This window comes from Streptomyces bicolor (genome assembly GCF_000719285.1).
Taxonomy (GTDB): domain Bacteria; phylum Actinomycetota; class Actinomycetes; order Streptomycetales; family Streptomycetaceae; genus Streptomyces; species Streptomyces bicolor.
Genome location: NZ_JOFS01000044.1, coordinates 1 through 20,488, shown reverse-complemented (window position 1 = coordinate 20,488; position 20,488 = coordinate 1). Strand labels below are relative to the sequence as shown.

The window sequence follows — 20,488 nt, the reverse complement described above, 5'->3', positions numbered from 1 at the left end:
CTGCCTCAAGCAACCTCAGCGGGAACGCCTGTCCTGACTCGCTGCAAGGCCACGGGCTTCACTGGGCCACGAACCGAGGAGAAACGGATGCCTGAAAGCACGGCTTCAGCCACTGAGTTGACATCGCAGTACATCAACCAAGTAGCCAGCGACCTCGAGCACAACGTCAAGGAGCAAGAACGCATCACGGCGGAAATCACCGCGCTGCAGCAGCAGTTGGCCGCTCTGCAGCATGACCACACCGTGCTGGTGAGCATGCAACAGGCACTCGGCGTCGCGGCAACAGCCCCTGACGCTGCGAACGCCGAAAGCACCACTGTGCCTTTCCCGCGGAAGAAGGCCACGGCTCGGCCTCGTAAGCAGACGAAGACGGCAGCTGCCAAACAGCCTGCGGCCAAGAAGCAAGGCGCCGAAGGGCCCGCGGACAAGAAGGCTGTCGCGAAGACGGCTCAGCCCACGCTGATCGAACTCATTCGCCGCCACCTGACCGAACAGAGCGAACCGCGCTCTGCGGCTGAGATCGCCACGGCACTCAGCCAGGCACACCCCGACCGCGGCATCAAAACCACCGTTGTGCGCACCTCCCTCGAAAATCTTGTGGCCAGGAACCAGGCTCAGCGCACCAAGCAGGGCAGCTCCGTCTTCTACACCGCTCCCAACCCGCCGGAACCCACGGCAGCACCCGAGGCCGAGCCTCAGGCCGAAACTGCTGGATAAGCCACCCTGTCGTGGACGGAGTTGTTGGCGCTGCGCTCGTTGCGATTCCCTCTTCGGGAAAACTCCGGCGGGCCTGACGCGGGCGCTGGCTGGCGGCGGGCTGATCAGCGCGGGCGCCAGGTGCGCACTTCGAGGTGGAGGATCTGCGCATCCTCCCGGTTGCGTCCGGCTCGTAGCGCGGGACACAACTCCAGCCGCCCCACCGGCTCCGGGGCACGAAGGGCGACACGTCAGGGCCGCCTTAGCTTGACATTTATCGTCCAGCGTCGAGCACGGAGTCTTGCTTGGACGTCAGTCCCATGCGTTGAAGAGCACTCCGCCCAATGTGGTGATGCCGTAGAAGCGAACTTCGCGCCACTCGCCCTGGGTTAGGACCGAGGTGTCGATGTCCAAGAGCGACAGAGTGAGCTGCGCGCGATCAAGCACTACAAACCCCAGGTCGGCAAAGGGATGGGCCCACGGTGGCGGTGCGAGGAACTCCTCGGTGTACCAGTCCCGGCGTTCCTGAGCGAATGCGATCCAGGGGTGGTAGGCGTGACACAGGATCACGCACTCGCCTGTGCCCTCGATGACCGTCGCGGTGTGGAACGTACGAGGATACGTCTGTTCCTCGATCTCGCCCACATGGCCTTTGGCCGCCCGGGCGGCTGCGTACAGCGCTGCCCGGAACGTCCGCTGGTCGGTTTCCGGTAGCGGCCCGTCCTTCGGTCGGAAGAAGCCCGTGGCGCCTCGCGGCAGCGTGAACGCTGCGTCCTTGTCTGCGGCCATGTGGCTCATTCTGCCGAGGAGAAACCCTGCCGACGTCTCACCGCCCAGACCGGCGATGCAGATGGACAGACGTTCACCGGGAATCTCCGCACTTCATGGCGGGACTCACCAGAGCCGCGGAAGCCATGATTCAGCAGGTCAGTGTATTCCGTCGGTTGTCCCACGTGGACCGCACCGGCATCCGCCTCGCCGCCCCTGTGTGCTGCTTGGTTCTCTCGCATGGTGAAGCGGCGGAGCCACTCGCTTTCGTAGTGCACTAGGGGGGCTTGCATGCCGCAGGAGCCGTGGGCCGGGCGTGCGACATAAGCGCTACACCGCCCCGCGATGCTGAGGGTGGGCACCTGAGCTGGGGAGGGGCAATGGGGGACAGCTACCGGGACCTGCGGGTTCCCGAGGACACCGGGCGGCAGTTGCGGGAGGAGCTCTCGCGCCTGGTCTACGGCTTCGACGCGGTTGCCGACGCCGACCGGACCCGCCAGGACTACCTCGACGTCGCCGACCACATCCTGGCGTTCATCGCGCGCCGCGCCGTACGCGCCGACAGCGGCTGACGTGACGTTCACTCTCCGGGGTGACCTGGGGCAACAGCTGTGTGCGGGTTGTGCGTCAGGTGCGCAACGGGCCTGCCACCGGGGGCGGGTGAGCGGCCAGCCTGCGGCCATGGAGAAGTTGATCGAGCTGGCCAGCTCGCTCGTGTCCGGGGCGGTCATCGCCGTCCTCGCGTCGTGGCTGACCGTCCGCGCCCGCAACCGCCAGGACCAGCAGGAGGAGATCGGCGCCCTGCGGGTGCAGGCCGACGCCATGACGGCGGCGGTGGCCGAACTGCAGGGCGCGGCCGCCGCGAACCGCCTGGTGTGGGAAGGGCCAACTGAGCGGGCACGGTCGTTCCTGCTGGCCACGCTGGCGTTCTGCGGCGGCGCTGCACGGGCCCGGATCGCCGGCGGCACGGACGCGCAGTGCGGCCAGGTGGGCATGGGGCAGGCGGCGGAACTGCTGAGCTGGGAACGACGGGCGAGCAAGCAGTCCGCGGCCGCCGTACGGGAGCCGATCGCCCGGGTCGCCGCCGCGGCGGCTCCGCTGATGCGCTCCCCCGACGCGGCCGTCGCCGCCGCCACCGAACAGCTGCTGAGTGCCTGCGGGGACGTGGAGAACACCGAGCGACTCGAGGCGGCCCTCGAGGCGTTCGGGCAGGCCGTCCGCGCGGCCACCGCACCGCGCCTGTCCTGGTGGGCGCGGCGCCGCGCGGCCCAGGCGTCCTCGTAGGATGCGAAAGCGCTCTGTCCCCGGCAGCTGGTGTGCCGAGGCTCGGTAGTTGTCACCGACGGCACCGGATAGCCTGCGAAGGAACCAGGTTGAAGCAGTCGGACTGTCACCAGAGAGGCGCTGTAGTTGTCACACGCGGTCGGTCGCCGGTCTTCTTGTCATCGGGTCGCAGTGTGACTCGCGACGACCTCATCGCCATGCTCCGCGAACAGACCCCGGCATGCGGATCTGCACGCGACGCCTTGATCGCCGGGGGTGACTTCGTCGTCTGGGAGGGCCTGGTCCCTGCCAACCGGCACGCGGGCGTCTTCCGAAGGCGAATGCTCCACGCCCTGAGGCGTGACCACACGATTGATGGCCTCGCCGACAGCGTCGACATCCTCAAGCGGGCCGGGGAAGAGCCGCTTCGTACCGGATGCATCGACGCTGTGGACAAGTCGTCGAGGTTCACGATCTTTCTGAACTCCACGGCGACAGAAGTGGTGGCCTGCTTCGGCGGGCGCCGGCCCGCCACCCCCCTAGAGTCGGCCGACGCCCCCGAGTGACAACAAGCTTGCCTTTGTGACAACTACCGTGCCACGGCTCAGCTGGAATGTCTGACCGAGCGCTTCAGTTGGCGAGTCGAGCGATTCGCGCATCTGACCAAAGGGATTCGCTTGGGTGCCCTCCGGCAGATCGGCAGTCCTGCGTCCGCCGGCTCATTGACACGCCATCAAGCGGGTATCAACGATGCCTCTCATGCGTCTACTTCGGCAACTGCGCGCGGATCTGCTGGCAGGGGAGAACCTGGAGATCTACATGACGGCACTGCTGTCCCTGGTGCTGGCCGTCCTCGGGGTTCTCGGCACGGTCGGAGGCGAGGTGCTGGCCGCCGCCACGCTCGCAACGCTCGCCCTGCTAGCCAGCGGCATGCTCGGCAGCCGCAGACAGGTGGCGAAGCTGACCGCCGAGGTGCGCGCCCGCGGCAAGGGCGAGCTCTCCGTAGAGGACTTCCTCGGCAAGGACAAAGCAGACCTTCCGGAGCAGGTGCGCGCCGCACAGGACATCCGGATCGTAGGTGTGACGCTGTCGCGCACGCTGCGCGACCTGGTGGACGAACTCCAGCGCAGGGCTGTGGCCGGCGCCGTGGTCAAGGTGGCACTCATCGACCCGGCCGGTTCGACCGCCGACGAGGCAGCACGCCGCAGCACCATCCCCGGCCGGGCCGGGATGTACCGCAACCGGCTGCGCTCGTCCGTCGACCTGCTCCGCGAACTCGCCGATACGCCCGGCACGGAGGGCAGGGTGGAAGTGCGCTTTCTCGACTTCGTCCCGGCCTTCGGTCTCGTCCTGCTCGACCCGCAACGTCCTGGTGGCCGCATCCACGTCGATATCTACTCTCACAGCTCGGCCAGCGGGGATGCCACCTTCACCGTTCTCCCGCACCGTGACGGCGAGTGGTTCCAACACTTCCAGACGGAATTCGACAGCATCTGGGAGCACGGCCGACCGGCCGACGCATCGGATGGCTTCGCCGCCGTGGTCGCAGGGGTGTGAGCCTCCGCCCTCGACACCGAACGCTCAACCCGCCAACTCAACCGCTCATCCGCCAATTGAAGCGCTCAGTCACAAGATGAGCCAAAGCTCAAGAGTTGTCACCAGCGGGGCCGGACGAGGTGGCAAAAGGGACCGGTCGAAGCATCCTGGTTGTCACAGGCGAGGCATCCGACTTGTCACACACGCTCATTCAGCAGTCCTCCTGTCACCAGAAGGGAAGGTCGGGAACTCGAGGTTCTCTGCTCGGATCTTCTACTCTGCCGGTCCCTGCGGCCCGCACGACGCTAACGTCAAGTCCATGATCGTATGGCTCAACGGCACCCACGGTGCAGGCAAGACGACGACCAGTGCACTCGTGCAGCAGCTGATTCCGGACTCACGGGTGTTCGATGCCGAGAAGGTCGGCGAGGCACTCATGGACATCAAGCCAGGTCTGCCCGCGACGGACAACTTCCAGCACTGGCCGCCGTGGCGGCCCCTCGTGGTCGAGACCGCCCGACGCGTCCTCGACTACACCGGCGGCACCCTGGTGATGCCCATGACCGTCCTAGTCGAGCAGTACTGGCGCGAGATCAGCTCGGGCCTTGCCCAGCACGCCATTCCGGTCCGGCACTTCGTCCTCCATGCCGACCAGGACACCCTCCGCGGGCGCATCGCGGGCGACACCGTTCTTGGCCCAAACTCCTCGTTCCGTCTCCAATACCTTGAGCCCTACGCCGAGGCGGCCCGCACGTGGCTGCACGCCGAGGCCGAAGTGGTGGACACCACGCACCTCACACCCGCCCAGGCCGCCCAGCAGATCGCAGAGGCCGTCAAGAGTTGAGAGAACGACCGTCCGGCGCCAAACCTCGCAGGTGACAACAGTACGAGGATCTCGGCGCCAACGGTCTGAAGAATGAGCGGAAGCTCAAGCCCGCGAACCAGTTGTGGACCCACTCCCGTGTCCTTGTGCCCGGCGAGTTCGGCGGCAACCTGTGGGAGGACGACCTCTTCGTCCGCTGGTCGGACGGAGAAGTGGCGGTCTACGGAAAATGTCCAGGCCGACGCGCTGGGCCGGGAGTACCAGCTCGTGCCCCCGCCCGCGAGGGGCAGCGCGCTCCTTCGCGGGCAGCACAGCGGTCGGCCCGCCGGAGGGGAGACAGCCGCCGAAGAGTCCTGCGACTCGGTGCGCGGCCCCGGTCTGCTGCGGCGGATCACCAAAGACGAATAAGCAACAACCCGCGTCGAGCCGGTGGCGGGGCTACGGCCCCGCCACCGGCCCCGTACCTACGGTGGAAACATACGTACACGCCAATTCCTGCCGGTCTGCGTCGCAACGATCGCTCTGCTCGCCGGCTGTGCCGAAGCGAAGGACGAGCCGAACGGTGCAGCGGACCGGTCGTCCCCCCAGCCCTCGGCGCCCGCGGGCCGGCAGAGCGAGCCGCCGGGTGACGGCGGCCGGTCCTGGGAGCCGGACGACGCGATGCAGCGGGCTGAGCGGGCCCTGGAGTCGGCCTTCGACAGCGACGCGCGTCCGGAACTCGTCGACACCGCGAGTGCGTCCGTCGCGAGCGGCATGGACGAGAAGCACAAGACGCCCGGCGACCGGCCGTACCTTCTCAGCATCACCTGTGACACAGACGGGATCGGGGAACTCACCCTCACCCTGTCGCGAGGCGATCAGGAGCAGGCGTACGGGATCGAGTGTGGGGACCGGGAAGCCGACCAGTTCAACATCCCCGCGGGTAAGCCGTTCACCGCACGGGTCGACCCGGTCAAGGACGGTACCGGCCTGATCCTGTGGCGCCTGGACACCATCGCCCGGGACGCGGTGGAGGGGTGTGAAGACGACCTCGACGGTTGTGACGGCTGAGCAGTGGCCGTTCTTTGAGTAACGGTGTCGGAGCCGCCTGTGTTCTGCGGGGCCACGATTCGCACCGCGTGGCGGGCGGGGCACACACGGTCAGGTGTTGCAACCTGAAGTGTCTCCGGCGCCCAACACTCAAGGTCACGGGGGTTCTCCAACCTGCTGGGGTCGACCATGAGTTGAACGCTCCTGCGCCTTACGAAGCAGCAAGGCTTCCTGATGGCTCATCTCTTTCTGCCGTCGCTTAAACCGTGATCTCGACCATAGGCCTTGCGACGTGGACCTGATGGGGTTGTTCGCACATTTGTTCCCACAGGGAGGTCGCAGGTTTGTTAGTCCTCACCAGACAACGGCGGCAGACGGTCCTCGGCACGATCCTCGCGGTTGTCCTCGGATCGGGAGCCACCGTTACCAGCTACGCAGCCGACTCTGACAGCCCGCCGCCTGTCCACGGCCCCGGCGCACGGGCAGCAGCCGCGGCCGCCGCGCCGAACACGCCCAACGCTCCGGAGGCCGGCCCGCCGTTCACGAAGACGGACGGCGTGTGGCAGGTCAACACCACCACGCCGACGTTACGCAACACGGTCACTGCCACCAGCGGCCACAAGACCACCTCGACCTTCGAGGTCCACACCACCGATGCCAACGGCAAGCCCACCAGCACAGTCGTCAAGCTGACCGACGAGAACCAATGGGGCGTCCTCGTCTCCGGCGAAGTGGACGCGGGCAAACCGGCCTCAGTGACGGTTCCCGCGGGCAAGCTCAAGAACGGTGTCACGTACGCCGTTCGCTCCTCGGGGTACGACGCCACCAGCAACGTCTACGAGGACGACTGGTCCCCGTACTCCACCTTCAAAATCACCGTTCCTCCGGCCGAGAAGCCGTACGTCACCTTCCCCGCGCCGCAGGCCACGTCCAGCATCGACTCACTCGCACAGACTCCGATCGAGTTCACGCGCACCGATCCAGGCCCGGTCGCGGGAGCGCGAAGCAAGGACGCCGGACGGAAGTGCTCTGACCCAGACTCCAAGGGCCGGAAGGTGTGCATTGAAATCAGCCGCGATGCGCCGACTCCTGAAGACGCAGCGGTTGCCAGGAGAGCGGCCAGGGACGCTCCTCGAGCCGCTGATCTCGTCGCCTGGTGTGCCTCGAAGCCGGACGGCAAGGACTACATGAACCGGACCGAGGCGTGCCTGAAGAACGTCGGCTACGCCACCCTGATCTTCGTCGACGCCGACGAGATTCCGAAGTTCGGCACCGCCACGTTTGCGCTGTACCAGCAGATCAAGCTGTACAACAAGCAGGCGGACACCGGCACGCCCCGGGCGGAGTTCGACCAGCAGCTCACCGTGATTCCAACGCAGATCGATGACGCCACGGAGGGTGTTCACCTCACCTGGGTGCCGTCCGACAACTGCCAGGACTGCACCCGCTCACAGGTCAAGTGGGCGAGCAACGACGGGCTCAACACCACGCCCCACTGGGCAGTCGGCGAAGTCGGCTCCCAGTACGCCATGACAGCCAAGGTTCAGACGATCTGGAACCGCACCGGCAAAGAGCAGTTCGACCTCGGCTGGCTCCTGCGCGGTTCCGTCGACGCCGGAGACGCGCACGCCGAGACGAGTCTCGGCAGCAGCGGCGATGTCCGCGTCAGGGAGCTCGCGCCGCGCTGTGACGACATCGCCGGGGGCAACATCAAGACCGGCTGTGTCTTCCCGTACTTCAAGCCCACCTGGACGGTCGACACCAACCTTTACCCGGCGGCCGGCGCCTACTACTGGCTGCTGCAGGAGAAGCTCCCCTCCCACCCCGGCAGTCGCAAGTGGGACTCCCTCGTCACCTACCTCGGTCCAGGCAACAATGCCGACCCCAACGGGGGCGACTGGACCAACACCAAGAGCCGCAGAAAGGTCTGCCCCAGTAGCTGGACGCCGAACAGCGCCACCCCGAGCGGATCGTGCGACGAGTACGCGCCCGCGAGTACGTACCAGAGCGGCGGCATGCCCGGCGGCCCGAACCAGGTCAACTCCGGGAACGAGTGCGCACAGCTCTACACCAAGCCGATGACCGGAGGGCCTTGGGGCCTGCTCGCCGAGAACCGCAACGGCTACCCCGGCCCAAAGTGGAACGAAAAGTGCGGTCGCGCCTCCGTGCCGGAGGACCAGAACGAGGGCGCGTTCCGCGACCTCGGCATCAAGTTCGTCCCTCAGATGCGGCTGCTCGACAAGGACGGGTTCTTCATCAGCAATCCTGGCTTCGAGCACTGCAAGAACGCCGACACGGTCTGCGCATGGAAGAAGGTCGGCTGACTGGCCGTTGACTGAACCGACCCTGTGGCCGGAACACCGCGTGGCGTTCCGGCCACAGCGCTACGCGAAGCGTTCCCAGTCCGGGTCCAGCGGATACACAGGCCCGTCCCACACCAGGGCCCGATCAACGAGACCGGGCACAGTCGTGTCCTGGCGTCCGTCCGCGTACTCCACTCCACGGTTCTCGTGCAGGGCATCGGCGACTTCAATGAGGTAGTCGGCGAACGACGGCCATACCCCCAGCTCGGGGATGCCGGCCTCTTCGAAGGTTCCGATCCGTCCGTAACCGGGTCCCGGCGTGCAGTCGGTGAACAGCCCGTACAGGCCGCTGCGGTCGGTCGCGGCGAAGGCGAGGTACCGCATCGCAGGGTCGGCCGGCCGGCCGATAGTGTGGGGGCCTTCATCCCAGTTCGGCAGATGCTGCACCGGCGGGATCGCGTGGTTCATCGGCAGCAGCCAGGCCGTTCCCTGGCCTTGCAGGGCGAGCCCGGTCTCAGGTTCAGGTGTCCAGCCAAAGTCGGCAGGATGACCCGTGCCGTTGCGGAGGCGATAGAAGGCCTTGAGGCCCGGTGGGATGATGAGGTCGAGTTCCTGCTCAACTGCGTGGATGTCGGCCTCTGGGGCGGGCGGGGGGAGCAACCGGTGGGAGCGCGGAGCGTTCTGCTTCAGCCACGCCTCGATCCTCCCCCAGGCGCCCTCAACGGCCTGTTCCTGCTGCTGGTCGTCACTCATACCCGCGACCCTACGGGCCTGCGGCGAGCAGAACTGTGGCCTGCCCCACGCAGTCGGCACAGCACGCTTCCGCGGCACGGGCTTCTGTCTTCCTCTGCCAACTCACGTGTACTGAGGGCGTATTGATACCGTCACGCTATGTCACGGCTCGTATCGGCCAAATTCGGTTCATCCTGTACCCCGCCTCGCAATGCGCTGCGACACTCTGTGACTGCGGCGGGTGGGCTGTCGCTGTGAGGCTGACCTCGGGGGTGTTGCGTGGCGGGTCGTTCTGGCCAGTACTACCGGGCGGGTCACTGGGTGAACCGGTCGGAAGGTAAAAGCACGCGAGCGACGAAGTCCCGGACCGGAGTCGTGGTCGTGGGGCTGCTGGTGGTGGGGGCGTGGATGGGGTTCTTCTCTCCCGACTCCAGCAGCAATGACAAGCCGGTGCCTGAGCCGTCGTCGGTCTCGTCGTCCGCCGGCCGCTGATGCGTGCATACGGCCCTGCAGCAGGGCGGGGTGCTCTCGTCGAGTCGGGATCCCGTAGAAGCCGGGCGGCTACGGATGTTTGCGCCTGCGTCCTGACAGGCGGGCCCGCCAAGTCTGCGCCGGTGGCTGCGCGGGCGTCGTCAGCGGCGGATCCGGGCGTTGCTGTTCCTGGGTGCGCAGCCGCTGCCAGGCTGACTGCCATGTCCTGATCTGTTCGGGGAGCAGGCCGCAGGCGGCCAGGTAGTTGCCGGTGGTTTTCCAGGTGGTGGGGAGCGTCGTGCGGTTGAGGAGTCGGCTGATGGTGGCTGGTGTCACGGGCAGGTCGGTGCGCTCGCTCAGGGCGGGGATTGTCAGGCCGGTGAGTGCTCTGGCTTCGGCGAGGGCGTCGAGGAAGGCGAGTGGTGTGTGGCAGTCGTCCGGGTTGGGCCACGCCGTCTCGCCGGCCGCTGCTGGGCTTGGTGCGGGGGTTGGGCGGTAGGCCCGGTTGTGGGCCAGGACGAGGCGTCCGGCGGGGTTGCGGTCCCGTTTTTGCGGTGTCGGCCGGACGGTGTTCAGATCCAGTTCGCGGGGCTGGCCGGTGATGCCGTGCTGCAGGATGTGCAGGAGTTCGCCCGTGAAGGCGGTGTAGGTCTCCCAGGGCGGGGCGAGCGCACGTCCGTTCTCGGGGGCGGCGGCCAGTAGGTAGCTTCCGTCGATTTCTGCCTGGTCGGCCAGGAGATCCTCGCCGCCCATCAGTCCCAAGGCCCGTCCGCTCATGCAGCAGTCCAGGATGATCACGATGCGCTGCGCTGCACAGTCTGTGACGATCTGTCCGCGTACTCGTTGAAGTGGCCCTGGCAAGATTTCCGTGAAGCGGGAGTGTGCCACCGTGCGCCGGTGACGCTCCGTCACGGGTAGCGGCGTCGTAGGTGGGCCATGAGGATGACGCGCTGGCGGAGAAGTGGAACTCCTGCGCGGCCGGCCGTGATCCGTTTTTGGAGTTTTAGGTCCGTGATCCGGCCTTCGTTGACGCCGGAGTTGAACGGGGTGGTGATGCCCTGCACGACGGCCTGCTGCTCGTCGCGGATGGCGTTGGCCAGGCTGGCCAACGCCGGAAGCCGGGAGGCCGTGAGGTGGTCGAGCCAGTCGGGCAGCGGGGCGGCATCGCGAGCGTCGAGCATCGCGGAGAACTGCTGAACCAGGGCATGGGTTCGGTCCAGTTCCGGGCAGTGCGCGAACAGCCGCCGCAGCGTCTCGGCGGCGTGCAGGCCGCGCCGGGGCGGTGTGGTGATGATCCACCGGGCGACCTGGCGGGGCGAGGGTGGCCGCTCGCGCGGTGTGCCGATCGGCAGACCGCGACGCAGCGGCGCGATGGCCATTTTGACCCGCTGACAGTGGCCCAGGTAGCCCTTGGCGACGATCTCCTGGTGCAGCACCGTCGCGGTGTGCTCGCCTTCCTCCCACCGCTGCCGCAAGTACTCCAAATACGGGTCAAGACGCGTGGACCGGCGTGGCGGAGTGCGCCGTACGCACTCCTGCCAGGAGGCAGCGCGTGCGTACTTGACCACCGTGCGCCGGTTCAGGCCCAGCTCACGGGCGATCGCGCTAATGCTGCGGGCCGTGCCGGTGTAGTCGTGGACGGCCTCGAACAGCCGCTTCGCATGGCGGCGGGCGGAAGTATCGGCCGCCTCGGATGGTTCCGGCTCCGGTGGTGGTGCGGCCGGTTCGGGCTCGGGCACTGCGGCGGACAGGCAGCCGCGGTGGGCCGCGGCGATGTCCGAGACCCGTTTCGACAAACCTTGCCAGAGATGGAAACGGTCGCTGACCTGCACCGCGCCCGGGGCCCCGTCGGTGATGCCCTGCCGGTAGACCAGCGAGCCGTCCCTGCACACCACCTCGACGCCGGGGTGCGCGCGCAACCAGGCAGCCAGCTGCTCGGCGTCGCGCCCGGCCCACAACGCGATCGGCAGCCGCGTGTCCGCGTCCACCAGCAGCGTGCCGTAGACATCCGCGTACAGTGCAAAGTCATCCACGCCCAGCACCCGCGGTGTCGCGACCGGCGGCAGGCGCATGCGCATCAGCTGGAACAGGACGCTGGTCCGTGACAGCGGCACCTTCAGGATGTGCAGGAGCCGGGCGCCGCCGCGGCCGGCGAGTAGCACCCCAGCCATCTCCACCAGATGCTGCAGCAGCGGGCTGCGGCGCTGGTAGCGCACCGTCAGCCCCTCGATCTGCTCGGCGAATGTCCGCCGACTGCAGCTCGGACTGTCGCAGAACACTCGCCGCACCGACAGTCCGATCAGCACCTGGCGGCCACCGACAGTGACGTCGGCCAAGGTGCGGACATATCGGCTGTGCACCCGCGCCGACGCATGACTGCAGTCCGGACACGCCACCGCCAACTCGCGGGTACGAGCGGCGATGCGGACCACGCCGCCCTCCGACCACACCCGTTCCACCAACACCGCATCCAGATGCGGAGCCACCGTTCGTACGAGGTCATCACACTCGCTGACACTGCCGCCACCCGTGACGGAGCGTCACCGGCGCACGGTGGCACACTCCCGCTTCACGGAAATCTTGCCAGGGCCACGTTCACGTGTACGCCGACACCGTCGCGTCACCGACCCCTGGGAGCGTCGTTGAACGCTTTAGGGCGTGTCCGGTGGATCAGGGGCGGCCAAGGTCCGGTTGGGGTGCGCCGTTAGGGTGCCGACATGACCACAGAAACCCAGCGTAACGAGGCCCCCGACTCATCAGACTCGTCCGTCACATTCATCAACGTCTTCGAGATCGACGCCGCCGAGCTCGACGAGTTCGTCGTGAAGTGGGAGCAGCGGGCCAGGCTCATGCGGGACAAGCCGGGCTTCATCGACTCCCGTATGCACAGGGCCCGTTCTTCCGGCTCCCGCTTCCAGCTCATCAACGTCTCCCACTGGGAGAGCCAGGAGGCGTGGGAGGCCGCCACCGCCGACCCCGACTTCGCGTCGCGCACGCAGGCCGCACGGGAGCAGACCAAGCAGCCGATCACGCCGAACCCCGGGGTGTACGACGTCGTCGTCGAACTCACCGCTCCCTAAGGCTGTCCGGCGAGTCCTTACCGCAGCCATAGCCGGATCACGGCGAGGGTCACCGTGCCATGGACGACGTAGGCTCTCTTGTCGTATCTGGTGGCGACCGCCCGGAAGCCCTTGAGGGCGTTAACGGTTCGTTCGACTTCGTTCCTGCGGGCAGAGCGGGTCTGGTCGAAGCCGGTGGGTCGGCCGCCGCGGCTTCCACGGCGTTGGCGGTTGGCCCGCTGGTCCCGGCGTTCGGGGATCGTGTGCCGGATCTGCCGTCGCCGCAGGTATCGGCGGTTGTGGCGTCGATGCCTTGGCTACTCGTGTGCGTCGACGATGCGGGTGAGGGCGCGTAGACCTGCGACGATTTCAGAGGCGTCGGAAGCCTGGTCGGGGTCGGTGAGCCACTGCGTCATCAGACCGGTGAACAGGGCCATCTGTGCGGCGCCCAGGGTGCGGGCGGCGGTGTCGCCGACCTCGTCCTCGGGTGTGCTGAGCAGCAGCGCGGCCAGACCCTGGCGGCCCAGGGCCTGACTTCCGGCCAGGTAGCGGCGCAGATCGTCGGAGTGTTCCGCCTGGAGCAGGGCTTCGAACGTGGCCAGCCACAGCGTCCGGTCGTCCCGGAAGGACTTGATGATCTCCGCCCACATCGCCTCGTAGCGCACGGCCGGGCTGCTTCCGGCTTCGCCGAAGGAGGCCAGTGTGCGGCCGATCCGTGTGCCCCACTCGTCGATCGCGTCGATGAGCGCGGCGTTCAAGAGCGCCTCACGGGAGCCGAAGTGGTAGCCGATGGCCGCCATGCTCACGCCGCCGGCCGCCGTCACGATGTCGCGCACCGTGGTCCGGGCCCAGCCCTTCTCCTCCAGGCAGCGCCTGGCCCCCGCCAGTAGATCCTCGCGATTTCCCATGCCCAGAACGCTACCCGATGCATTGCGCGAGTGCATGAGGCATACGCCTGAGGCGTTCGTCTTGTGCAAGCGCCCAAATTTTGAGTACTGTCGTGCCGCACCCACCAGTCGAGGGAGATGTCATGAGCCACGCCCGCCCCGTCAGCCGCCGCCGTCTGCTCAGCCTGGCCACTGCCGCCGTCCTCGCCGCCGGGACCCTGAGCGCCGGCACCGCCGCAGCGTCGACCCCCTCGGCCGCCGAGCCGGTCGACGCCCTGAACCGCAGCGCGCGGCCCCTGAGCGACCTGAACGGGCTCGGTCGTATGGTCGGCGACGCCCGCGTCGTGGGCCTGGGCGAGGCCAGCCACAGCGCCCACGAGTTCTTCACGCTCAAGCAGCGGCTCTTCCGTCATCTCGTCGCCACCAAGGGCTTCACCACCTTCGCCCTGGAGGCGAGTTGGAGCACCGGCCTGCGCCTGGACGCCTACGTCACCCGCGGCATCGGCGATCCCGCGCAGATCATGCGGGACGAGTTCCAGGGCCAGTACGTCTTCTGGAACACCCAGGAGTACCTCGACCTGATCCAGTGGATGCGCCGATACAACCTCACCCACCCCGACCGGCCGCAGCTGCGGTTCGTGGGCAACGACCTCGGCTACGCCGGACCCGACGCCTTCGACCACGTCACCGACTACCTCGCCGCGCACCGCCCCGACCTGGCCGGGCGCATCGGAGACCTCTACGCGGGGCTGAAGCCGGCGGCTGGGACACAGGCGGGACCGTGGATGGTCGGCCAGCTGACCAAGGAAGTGCCGGCACGCCGGGCCGAGGCCGACCGGGCCGACGCCGCCCTGGCACTGCTCCGTGACCACGGCCGCCCCCGCACGGCCGGCCGCGACGCCGAGCGGGCGCACGCCCGGGCCCTGCAGAACGCCGCCGCCATCACCCAGAGCTTCACCGGCTATGCCTTCCCCGATGAGCAGTTCCCCGAGCGCATGCGCTACCGCGACCGGGCCATGGCCGCCAACACCGCCTGGTGGCTGCGGCACGAGGGCGGCCGCATCCTGCTCGCCTCCAACAACGGCCACGTCGCCTACACCAGCGACAACCCGGACGAGTTCCCGGAGTCCACCGGAGCCTTCCTGCGCGCACAACTCGGCCCGGACTACGTCAGCATCGGCCTGACCTTCAACCAGGGCACCGTCAATGCCCTGCCCGACTTCACCGCACAGCAGCCCCAGGAGTACACCGTCACACCGGCCCCGAAGGGCCACAACGAGCACACCCTCGACAAGCTCCGTCACCGCGACTTCAGCATCGACCTGCGCGCTGCGCCCCCGGCAGCCGTCACCTGGCTCGCCGCAGCCCGCCCCACCCGCTCCTACGGCCTGTACTGGTCGACCGACGACCCGGCAACTGCCCTCGGCCGCTCGTACGACATCCTTATCCACCTCCACGAGGTCGAAGCCGCCCACATCCTCCGGTGACTCAATAGGCACGGGAGCCAGGTCAGCGACGATTGACCACCACCCTGGCCAAACTGAAAGAGGTGCGCTCCGGCAGAGCACGCCTCTCATAAACGGTCCGCGCGAGCAAGATCAGAAACGGGCTGCCAGGCCCCCGCCGAACCCGGATTCGTTCGCAGAACCCGTTCTCATTCAAAAGCGGGACGAACCCATTTCTGAGACTTGCATTGTGCGAATATCCGGGCCCATGACGGCCCCTCGGCAGCCCTTCCCGTCCGATCGGTCGGACGCGGACGACGTCGAATAGCACGCCTGCCCGAAGTGCGGCGCCCAGCCCGGCTCGCCCTGCCGCTCGCGCGGCGGCGCGGTCGCCTCCGCCTACCACACCCGCCGCTTCACCATGGTGCCCCGGCTGAGGAAGTCGCTGCGGGTGCCCACCCCGGCCGACCGCGGCCCGGGCCGGCCGTGGCGGCCCGGCACCCCGCCGCCGGCGCCGATCGACCCGGACCTGCCGAGCGCGGACATCCGCATCGGCTACGCCCGCTGCTCGACGCTCGGGCAGGAGCTCGACTCCCAGCTCGACGCGCTCGGCAAGCACGGCATCCCGAGGGACAAGATCTTCAGCGAGAAGATCGGCACCCGGGTGCGGGTCCGCCCCCGGTTCGAGGAGGCGCTGAGGGCGGCGCGGGAGGTCAAGGCGCATGCCCCGCACTGCCGGGTCATCTTCACCGTGTACCAGATGAAGCGGCTCGGCCGCGGCGCCGCCGAACTCACCGCCTTTGCCGACCACCTCACCGCCCACGGTCTGGTCCTGGAGATGCTCGCCGGGCCCCTGCCCGGCATCTACGACCCCACCGGCCCGGGCAAGCTGCTGTTCGCGTTCTTCGCGGCGATGGCGGAGACCGAGCGGGAGAACATCCGGGAGTCGGCGCTCGAAGGGCTCGACACCGCGGCTGGCAAGGGCAAGCACGGCGGCCGGCCGCCCGTCATCACCGAGGACATGTTCCACACTGTGCTGCGGCGCCGCGCGGGCGGCGAGTCCGTCGAGCAGATCCAGCCCGACCTCATCATCCCCACCGGCAAGCGCAAGGGACAGAGCCCTTCCGTGGCCAGCGTCAACAACGCTCGTGATCAATACATCTAGGGCGCTCGCCGAACACGCCAAGCGCGAAGGGCTCCCCGAAGCCATCGAGCAGGCCCACACCGACTTCACCGCCCTCCAGGACGGCGAGGTTCCTGGCCCCCGGGCTGAACAGGAGACCGTCCGGTGTCCCGACTCCCCTTCAAGATCCACTACTGGCGGCTTTTGGGCTTACCTCGGCGATAACCGATCCAGGACGTGATCTCCATCGTGGCCGGGCTTCGCGAGCGCGGCATCGGCTTACCTCCCTGCACGAGAACCTCGACACCACCAGCCCCGGCGGCCGGCTCGTCTTCCACGTCTGCGCCGCCCTCGCCGAGTTCATCCGCGAACTCATCGTCCAGGGCACTAACGAGGGTCTGGACGCCGCCCGCGCCCGCGGCGCACGCCTCGGACGGCCACCGCCATGACACCCGAACAGATCCAGCACGCCCGCGACCTGCTCAGTAGGCCGAGGAACACCGTCTCCTCGATCGCCAAGCTGTTGGGCGTCTCCCGCAACACCATCTACAAGTACGTGCCCGGACTGAAGGGCGGACACGCCGCGCTCGCCGAGGCGGAGCCCGCGCTCGTCCTGCCCGGCCCCGCCGAGCCCTCCCAGTGACGATCACGGCACCGAAACGGCCGCTGACCTGGACCGTAGCCGCTTAGCTTTGTTTCTTCGGCGAGAACTACTGGGGCCCCGGATGGGACTGCCGGCAACAGACACGGCCAAGTGATTCAACGCCGACAAGGGTTCGGCTTCATCCAGCCGGACAACGGGGCCGGACGTGTTCCTCCACTACTCCGCCATCCAGGGCGCCGGTTTCAAGAAGCTGCACGAGGGCGACAAGGTCGAATACGAGGTCACCCAGGGGACCAAAGGACCGCAGGCGGAGCAGGTCTACCGCACGTACAGCTCTCCTTCGTCGGCCCCGGCAGGCCGAAGCCCATCGCAGCCGCAGGTCCCGGCGGCGATGGGCTTCGACGAGGTCCGGCCCCGGTCCCCGAGCGGGAGCGCCGCCCGCGACCGGGCCCGCGTCAGTTGTTCTGAGTGGTGCGGCGGCGACGGACGAGGTACATGGCCGCAGCGCCGCCAAGCAGGAGTGCCCCGCCCGCGCCGGCGATGAAGGGTGTGGCAGAGTTGCCGCCGGTCTCGGCAAGGTTCAAGCCGTCGTCGCCGGTCTGTGCACTGGCCTGATTGCCCGCGGAGCCGACGTCCTCGGCGCCCATAGAACCGGCGGACTCGCCGGAGGACTGGCCGTCGGACGAGCCGCCCTCGGCCACACCGCTGCCGGATCCGGCACCATCGGATCCCTCACCGTTCGAACCGTCGCTGTCCGAACCGTCATGGGCGGCGCCGGAGCCGTCCGGCATCGCGCAGGTGGCCTCGGCGAGAACGATCTCTCCGGATGCCTTCACCACACCCAACTTGGCAGGGGTCACTGTGTACTTCAGCCGAAGCGCGGTGGCGGCCCCCGTGCTGTCCGTCGTGGTCGCGTGCTCCAGGACGAGGTCGACGGTGCCGACGCCGGGCACCTCGACGTGCTGGTCGCCGGGCCCGTTCACGGGGACGGGCTTGCCGAGGACGGTCACGTTGTCCGCCAGCGCGGCCTTCGCGGTCGGCTTCTTGCCCGTCTCGCACAGGGCCGTGGCCTTCAGAAGGTCGGCGCTCAGCAGCGGGTTGGCGGGCAGGCCGGGTGCGTAGGCCCGTACGCCGACGAGCTTGACGTCGCCCACCGACCGGTGCGCGTCCGCCTTGACGCTGGAATGCGCGACCTCGGCCTCGACCAGAGTTGTGGGCTGCCCCTTGTTCGCACCGTTCACCCCGGCGGTGAGCAGCGTCTGTTCCGCGTCCCCGGGCGCGCTCAGGTCGCCGAGCGACTTTTTCACCGGAACGTCGCCCACGCCCTCCACGGAGACGCCGAGGTCGGCAGCTGCTGCGACGGCGGTCGCCTTGCCGGTGGACCCGGAGCGTTCGTTGGCGGGTCCGGCATAGGCCGGGCCGACGGCCAGTGCGCCGCCGATCGCCAGAGCCGAGACGCTCAGGAGAGCGGCTGGGCGTGCGGGCATGCTGAAGACGTTCGTGTGCAACTGAGAAACCCCCACAGAGACTTGGAGCCGTCGGCGCCTGCCGTGCTCGGTACAGCGTGTCCGCCGACGACCTCGACCCGCAGATCATGGCCGCACGCATACCGGTGGTGCGACAATCCGACAGGGGATCACTCCAACGGGCGGTTTCCTCGCCCGCTCCTTGCCTGTCACGCAACCTGTGGCCCGGCAACTCGTTACAGCCGCCCGGGCGCATCCCGGACGAACCCCTTAATGCTCTACGCACAGCCACTGCCCGTGGGTTCGAAGTCGCCCGAGGTCGACGCTACCTACGACATCAGTGCCCGATCCCGCCGACGAGGAGACTGGTGAGCGGCCCACGCACGGCTACGAGGAAGGCCGCGCGCCGGCCCTGCGCCGCCTGCCCATCTCGGTCATCCCGCCCAGCGCCCAGAGCGTGATGTTCTGGACCTCGATGCCCTTCTATCGGGCCGTGACCGCGTGGGCCGCCTGGTGCGCCAACAGGCTCCTGACCGGCAGCAGGGCCCGGCCAGGCCAGTGACCGTGTACGCGGCGCTCGACTGGTCGGGCACTGAGGCGGGAAGCGTCTGGCTGCCCAGGCTATGCCCGAAGAGTTGTCCGTCTACTGCAAGTCTCGTTCGGCAACGGCCCGTATCGGACGGCGTGGCGGTTGTTCGTCGCCGTCGCCTGGGCTTTGTCGCTCCGGAGGCTACCCGAGACCGAGGGCTACTGCTCTACCGTTCCTGATTCCCGACCGAGTGGCGGCGTCGAGGGGGGTGCCTCTATGTCTTTGGTCAAGTGAGGCGTGGGGTTCGGGGTTCGTAGAAGGTGCCGTCGCGGAGCATCGCGAACAGCACGTTGATCCGCTGTCGGGCCAGTCGGAGAAGGGCCTGGGTGTGGGTCTTTCCGCGGGCCCGGCATCGGTCGTAATAGGTGCGCGAGACGGGATCGTGCAGGGCAGCGAACGCCGACAGGAACATCGCGCGTTTGAGCTGCCGGTTGCCGCCTCTGGGCGCATGTTCGCCGTGAATCGAGGTCCCAGACGACTTCGTGGTCGGGGCGAGGCCGGCGTAGGAGGCCAGGTGAGCGGCGGTGGGGAAGCTGGTGCCGTCGCCGACGGTGACCAGCAAGGCTGCGGCGGTCCTGACGCCGACGCCGGGCAGCGACGTCAGGACCTTCGAAAGAGGGTGGTCCTCCAGCAGGGCTGTGATCTGGGCTTCTGCCGCCCGTCTTTGTTCATGAACGGCGCCGAGCGAGCGGGCCAGCGACGGGATCACGACGTCCAGGGTGCCGGTGCCCGGGACCACGACGGTCTGCTCGTCGAGGGCGTCGAAGACCTCGTCGATCAGCCGTGTCGCCATGCGCGGAGCCTTGGGCCGGATCACTTCAACCAGCCTTCGGCGTCCGGCTTTTCGCAGGGCTGCCGGGGATCCGTAGCGTTCCAGCAGCCAGGTGACCGCTTGGTGATCCAGACGCGGGCCCAGAACCCGTTCCAGGGACGGGTGGAACTGGGTGAGCAGGCCTCTGATCCGGTTGCTGGTGCGGGTGGCCTCGGCTGCGAGGTCCTGGTCGAAGCCGACGAGGACGGTGAGTTCGGCGGTGATCTCGTCGGTGAGTTCCAGCGAGCGAAGGGTGTGCGGCATGGTGCGGGCGGCGTCCGCGATGACGGCCGCGTCGCGGGCGTCGGTTTTCGCCTCGCCCGGGTAGAGGTCGGCGATCCGGCGCATCGACAAGCCGGGCAGGTAGGCGACCTTGCAGTCGGCGTCCCGGGCGACCGTCAACGGCAGGGCTCCGATCGAAGCGGGCTGGTCCACCACGACGAGGACGGTGCCGAACTTGGTCTTCAGCTTTGCGAAGACCTCCCGCAGTTTGGGTTCGGTGTTGGGCAGCTGCTTGTCGAAGACCTTCTTGCCGGCCGGGGTGAGCCCGTGCCCGTGATGGGCGCTCTTGCCGACGTCCAGGCCGAGGAAGACGCCTATCTCGTCGTGCTCGTTCAAGCCGTCCTCCCGAACGGATGTCGTGCGTGCTGGCCTGGGCGTTGGCGTCGTGCGCGCATCCACGTTATGCAGACCTGCCGCCCGCAAGGGGCCGGGCATTGCGCTCGGCCGGGCGGTAGTCGGACCTCTCATCAGCGTCTCCAACGGCGCCTCTCGGGCCCGGTGGCACCACCCCCCAGGTCATCCGTTCGACAGGGGGGACCAGCCATGCCGGGCCCGGAGGCCAGCGGTCCCGTTGCAGGACCGCGGAAAACATAACGGGGGA

General features: G+C 68.1%; 21 protein-coding genes and 2 pseudogenes. 15 read left to right on the top strand and 8 right to left on the bottom strand.

The features are described 5' to 3' along the window. The first annotated feature begins 87 nt into the window (after positions 1 to 87). The gene (locus IF78_RS0137895) at positions 88 to 717 is read left to right on the top strand and encodes a hypothetical protein (protein WP_031487600.1); all 630 of its coding nucleotides are present in this window, start codon (positions 88 to 90) and stop codon (positions 715 to 717) included. Between the two features lie 291 nt (positions 718 to 1,008). Here the strand turns inward: IF78_RS0137895 and IF78_RS0137890 are convergent, their stop codons facing one another. Next, positions 1,009 to 1,485 carry a hypothetical protein gene (locus IF78_RS0137890; protein WP_037642203.1) on the bottom strand — a complete coding sequence of 159 codons (477 nt, stop codon included), beginning with the start codon at positions 1,483 to 1,485 and terminating at the stop codon, positions 1,009 to 1,011. A gap of 359 nt (positions 1,486 to 1,844) precedes the next feature. Between IF78_RS0137890 and IF78_RS0137885 the strand changes: the two genes are divergently transcribed. From IF78_RS0137885 to IF78_RS0137850, 7 genes are all read left to right on the top strand, one after another. Next, complete coding sequence (locus IF78_RS0137885) at positions 1,845 to 2,036, top strand: hypothetical protein (protein WP_031487598.1); 192 nt, start codon at positions 1,845 to 1,847, stop codon at positions 2,034 to 2,036. A 109-nt stretch (positions 2,037 to 2,145) separates the two neighbouring features. After that, positions 2,146 to 2,748, top strand: coding sequence for a hypothetical protein (locus tag IF78_RS0137880; protein ID WP_031487597.1), 603 nt, complete (start codon positions 2,146 to 2,148; stop codon positions 2,746 to 2,748). 89 nt (positions 2,749 to 2,837) lie between these two features. Next, the gene (locus IF78_RS0137875) at positions 2,838 to 3,293 is read left to right on the top strand and encodes a hypothetical protein (RefSeq protein WP_244889807.1); all 456 of its coding nucleotides are present in this window, start codon (positions 2,838 to 2,840) and stop codon (positions 3,291 to 3,293) included. Positions 3,294 to 3,486: 193 nt separating this feature from the next. After that, positions 3,487 to 4,284 carry a hypothetical protein gene (locus IF78_RS0137870; RefSeq protein ID WP_234439979.1) on the top strand — a complete coding sequence of 266 codons (798 nt, stop codon included), beginning with the start codon at positions 3,487 to 3,489 and terminating at the stop codon, positions 4,282 to 4,284. Between the two features lie 298 nt (positions 4,285 to 4,582). After that, positions 4,583 to 5,107 (top strand): P-loop nucleotide/nucleoside kinase family protein, encoded by a 525-nt coding sequence (locus IF78_RS0137865; protein ID WP_031487594.1) that lies wholly within the window; start codon positions 4,583 to 4,585, stop codon positions 5,105 to 5,107. Between the two features lie 639 nt (positions 5,108 to 5,746). Further along, positions 5,747 to 6,136 carry a hypothetical protein gene (locus tag IF78_RS48690; protein ID WP_158751606.1) on the top strand — a complete coding sequence of 130 codons (390 nt, stop codon included), beginning with the start codon at positions 5,747 to 5,749 and terminating at the stop codon, positions 6,134 to 6,136. A 323-nt stretch (positions 6,137 to 6,459) separates the two neighbouring features. Beyond that, the gene (locus IF78_RS0137850) at positions 6,460 to 8,439 is read left to right on the top strand and encodes a hypothetical protein (protein WP_031487592.1); all 1,980 of its coding nucleotides are present in this window, start codon (positions 6,460 to 6,462) and stop codon (positions 8,437 to 8,439) included. Positions 8,440 to 8,499: 60 nt separating this feature from the next. Here IF78_RS0137850 and IF78_RS0137845 read toward each other — a convergent pair whose 3' ends face one another. From IF78_RS0137845 to IF78_RS46965, 3 genes are all read right to left on the bottom strand, one after another. Continuing rightward, positions 8,500 to 9,171 (bottom strand): SMI1/KNR4 family protein, encoded by a 672-nt coding sequence (locus tag IF78_RS0137845; RefSeq protein ID WP_031487591.1) that lies wholly within the window; start codon positions 9,169 to 9,171, stop codon positions 8,500 to 8,502. A 540-nt stretch (positions 9,172 to 9,711) separates the two neighbouring features. Then, entirely contained in the window at positions 9,712 to 10,398 is a 687-nt protein-coding gene (locus IF78_RS0137835; RefSeq protein WP_158751604.1) for a hypothetical protein, read from the bottom strand. Between the two features lie 131 nt (positions 10,399 to 10,529). Continuing rightward, entirely contained in the window at positions 10,530 to 12,071 is a 1,542-nt protein-coding gene (locus IF78_RS46965; protein WP_107050097.1) for an ISL3 family transposase, read from the bottom strand. A 267-nt stretch (positions 12,072 to 12,338) separates the two neighbouring features. Between IF78_RS46965 and IF78_RS0137825 the strand changes: the two genes are divergently transcribed. Continuing rightward, the gene (locus IF78_RS0137825) at positions 12,339 to 12,701 is read left to right on the top strand and encodes an antibiotic biosynthesis monooxygenase family protein (protein ID WP_037642200.1); all 363 of its coding nucleotides are present in this window, start codon (positions 12,339 to 12,341) and stop codon (positions 12,699 to 12,701) included. Positions 12,702 to 12,718: 17 nt separating this feature from the next. Here IF78_RS0137825 and IF78_RS46960 read toward each other — a convergent pair. Both IF78_RS46960 and IF78_RS0137820 read right to left on the bottom strand, forming a co-directional pair. Continuing rightward, positions 12,719 to 12,985 (bottom strand): annotated as a pseudogene (locus tag IF78_RS46960) (IS5/IS1182 family transposase); the annotation flags it as partial. A gap of 12 nt (positions 12,986 to 12,997) precedes the next feature. Beyond that, positions 12,998 to 13,588, bottom strand: coding sequence for a TetR/AcrR family transcriptional regulator (locus IF78_RS0137820; protein ID WP_031487588.1), 591 nt, complete (start codon positions 13,586 to 13,588; stop codon positions 12,998 to 13,000). Positions 13,589 to 13,710: 122 nt separating this feature from the next. Between IF78_RS0137820 and IF78_RS0137815 the strand changes: the two genes are divergently transcribed. The 5 genes and pseudogenes from IF78_RS0137815 to IF78_RS50725 form a co-directional block, all read left to right on the top strand. Further along, a complete protein-coding gene (locus tag IF78_RS0137815) occupies positions 13,711 to 15,054 on the top strand; it encodes an erythromycin esterase family protein (protein ID WP_051828513.1) in 1,344 nt (447 codons plus the stop codon). Between the two features lie 379 nt (positions 15,055 to 15,433). Continuing rightward, entirely contained in the window at positions 15,434 to 16,177 is a 744-nt protein-coding gene (locus tag IF78_RS44270; protein WP_234439978.1) for a recombinase family protein, read from the top strand. Continuing rightward, entirely contained in the window at positions 16,168 to 16,584 is a 417-nt protein-coding gene (locus tag IF78_RS50730) for a recombinase family protein (RefSeq protein ID WP_324617306.1), read from the top strand. The genes IF78_RS44270 and IF78_RS50730 overlap by 10 nt, the downstream gene beginning before the upstream one ends. Next, positions 16,581 to 16,778: a helix-turn-helix domain-containing protein gene (locus IF78_RS49015; protein ID WP_078662739.1), complete on the top strand. Its 198-nt coding sequence runs from the start codon at positions 16,581 to 16,583 to the stop codon at positions 16,776 to 16,778. Before IF78_RS50730 ends, IF78_RS49015 begins: the two co-directional genes overlap by 4 nt. A gap of 111 nt (positions 16,779 to 16,889) precedes the next feature. Next, positions 16,890 to 17,058 (top strand): annotated as a pseudogene (locus tag IF78_RS50725) (cold-shock protein); the annotation flags it as partial. A 136-nt stretch (positions 17,059 to 17,194) separates the two neighbouring features. Here IF78_RS50725 and IF78_RS0137800 read toward each other — a convergent pair. After that, positions 17,195 to 18,226, bottom strand: a complete 1,032-nt coding sequence (locus IF78_RS0137800) for an SCO1860 family LAETG-anchored protein (protein ID WP_051828495.1) — start codon at positions 18,224 to 18,226, stop codon at positions 17,195 to 17,197. 319 nt (positions 18,227 to 18,545) lie between these two features. Between IF78_RS0137800 and IF78_RS0137795 the strand changes: the two genes are divergently transcribed. After that, positions 18,546 to 18,767 (top strand): hypothetical protein, encoded by a 222-nt coding sequence (locus IF78_RS0137795; protein ID WP_031487585.1) that lies wholly within the window; start codon positions 18,546 to 18,548, stop codon positions 18,765 to 18,767. 253 nt (positions 18,768 to 19,020) lie between these two features. On the opposite strand, the gene IF78_RS0137790 is transcribed toward IF78_RS0137795, so the two are convergent. After that, a complete protein-coding gene (locus IF78_RS0137790) occupies positions 19,021 to 20,223 on the bottom strand; it encodes an IS110 family RNA-guided transposase (protein ID WP_031487584.1) in 1,203 nt (400 codons plus the stop codon). Between the last annotated feature and the right edge of the window lie 265 nt (positions 20,224 to 20,488).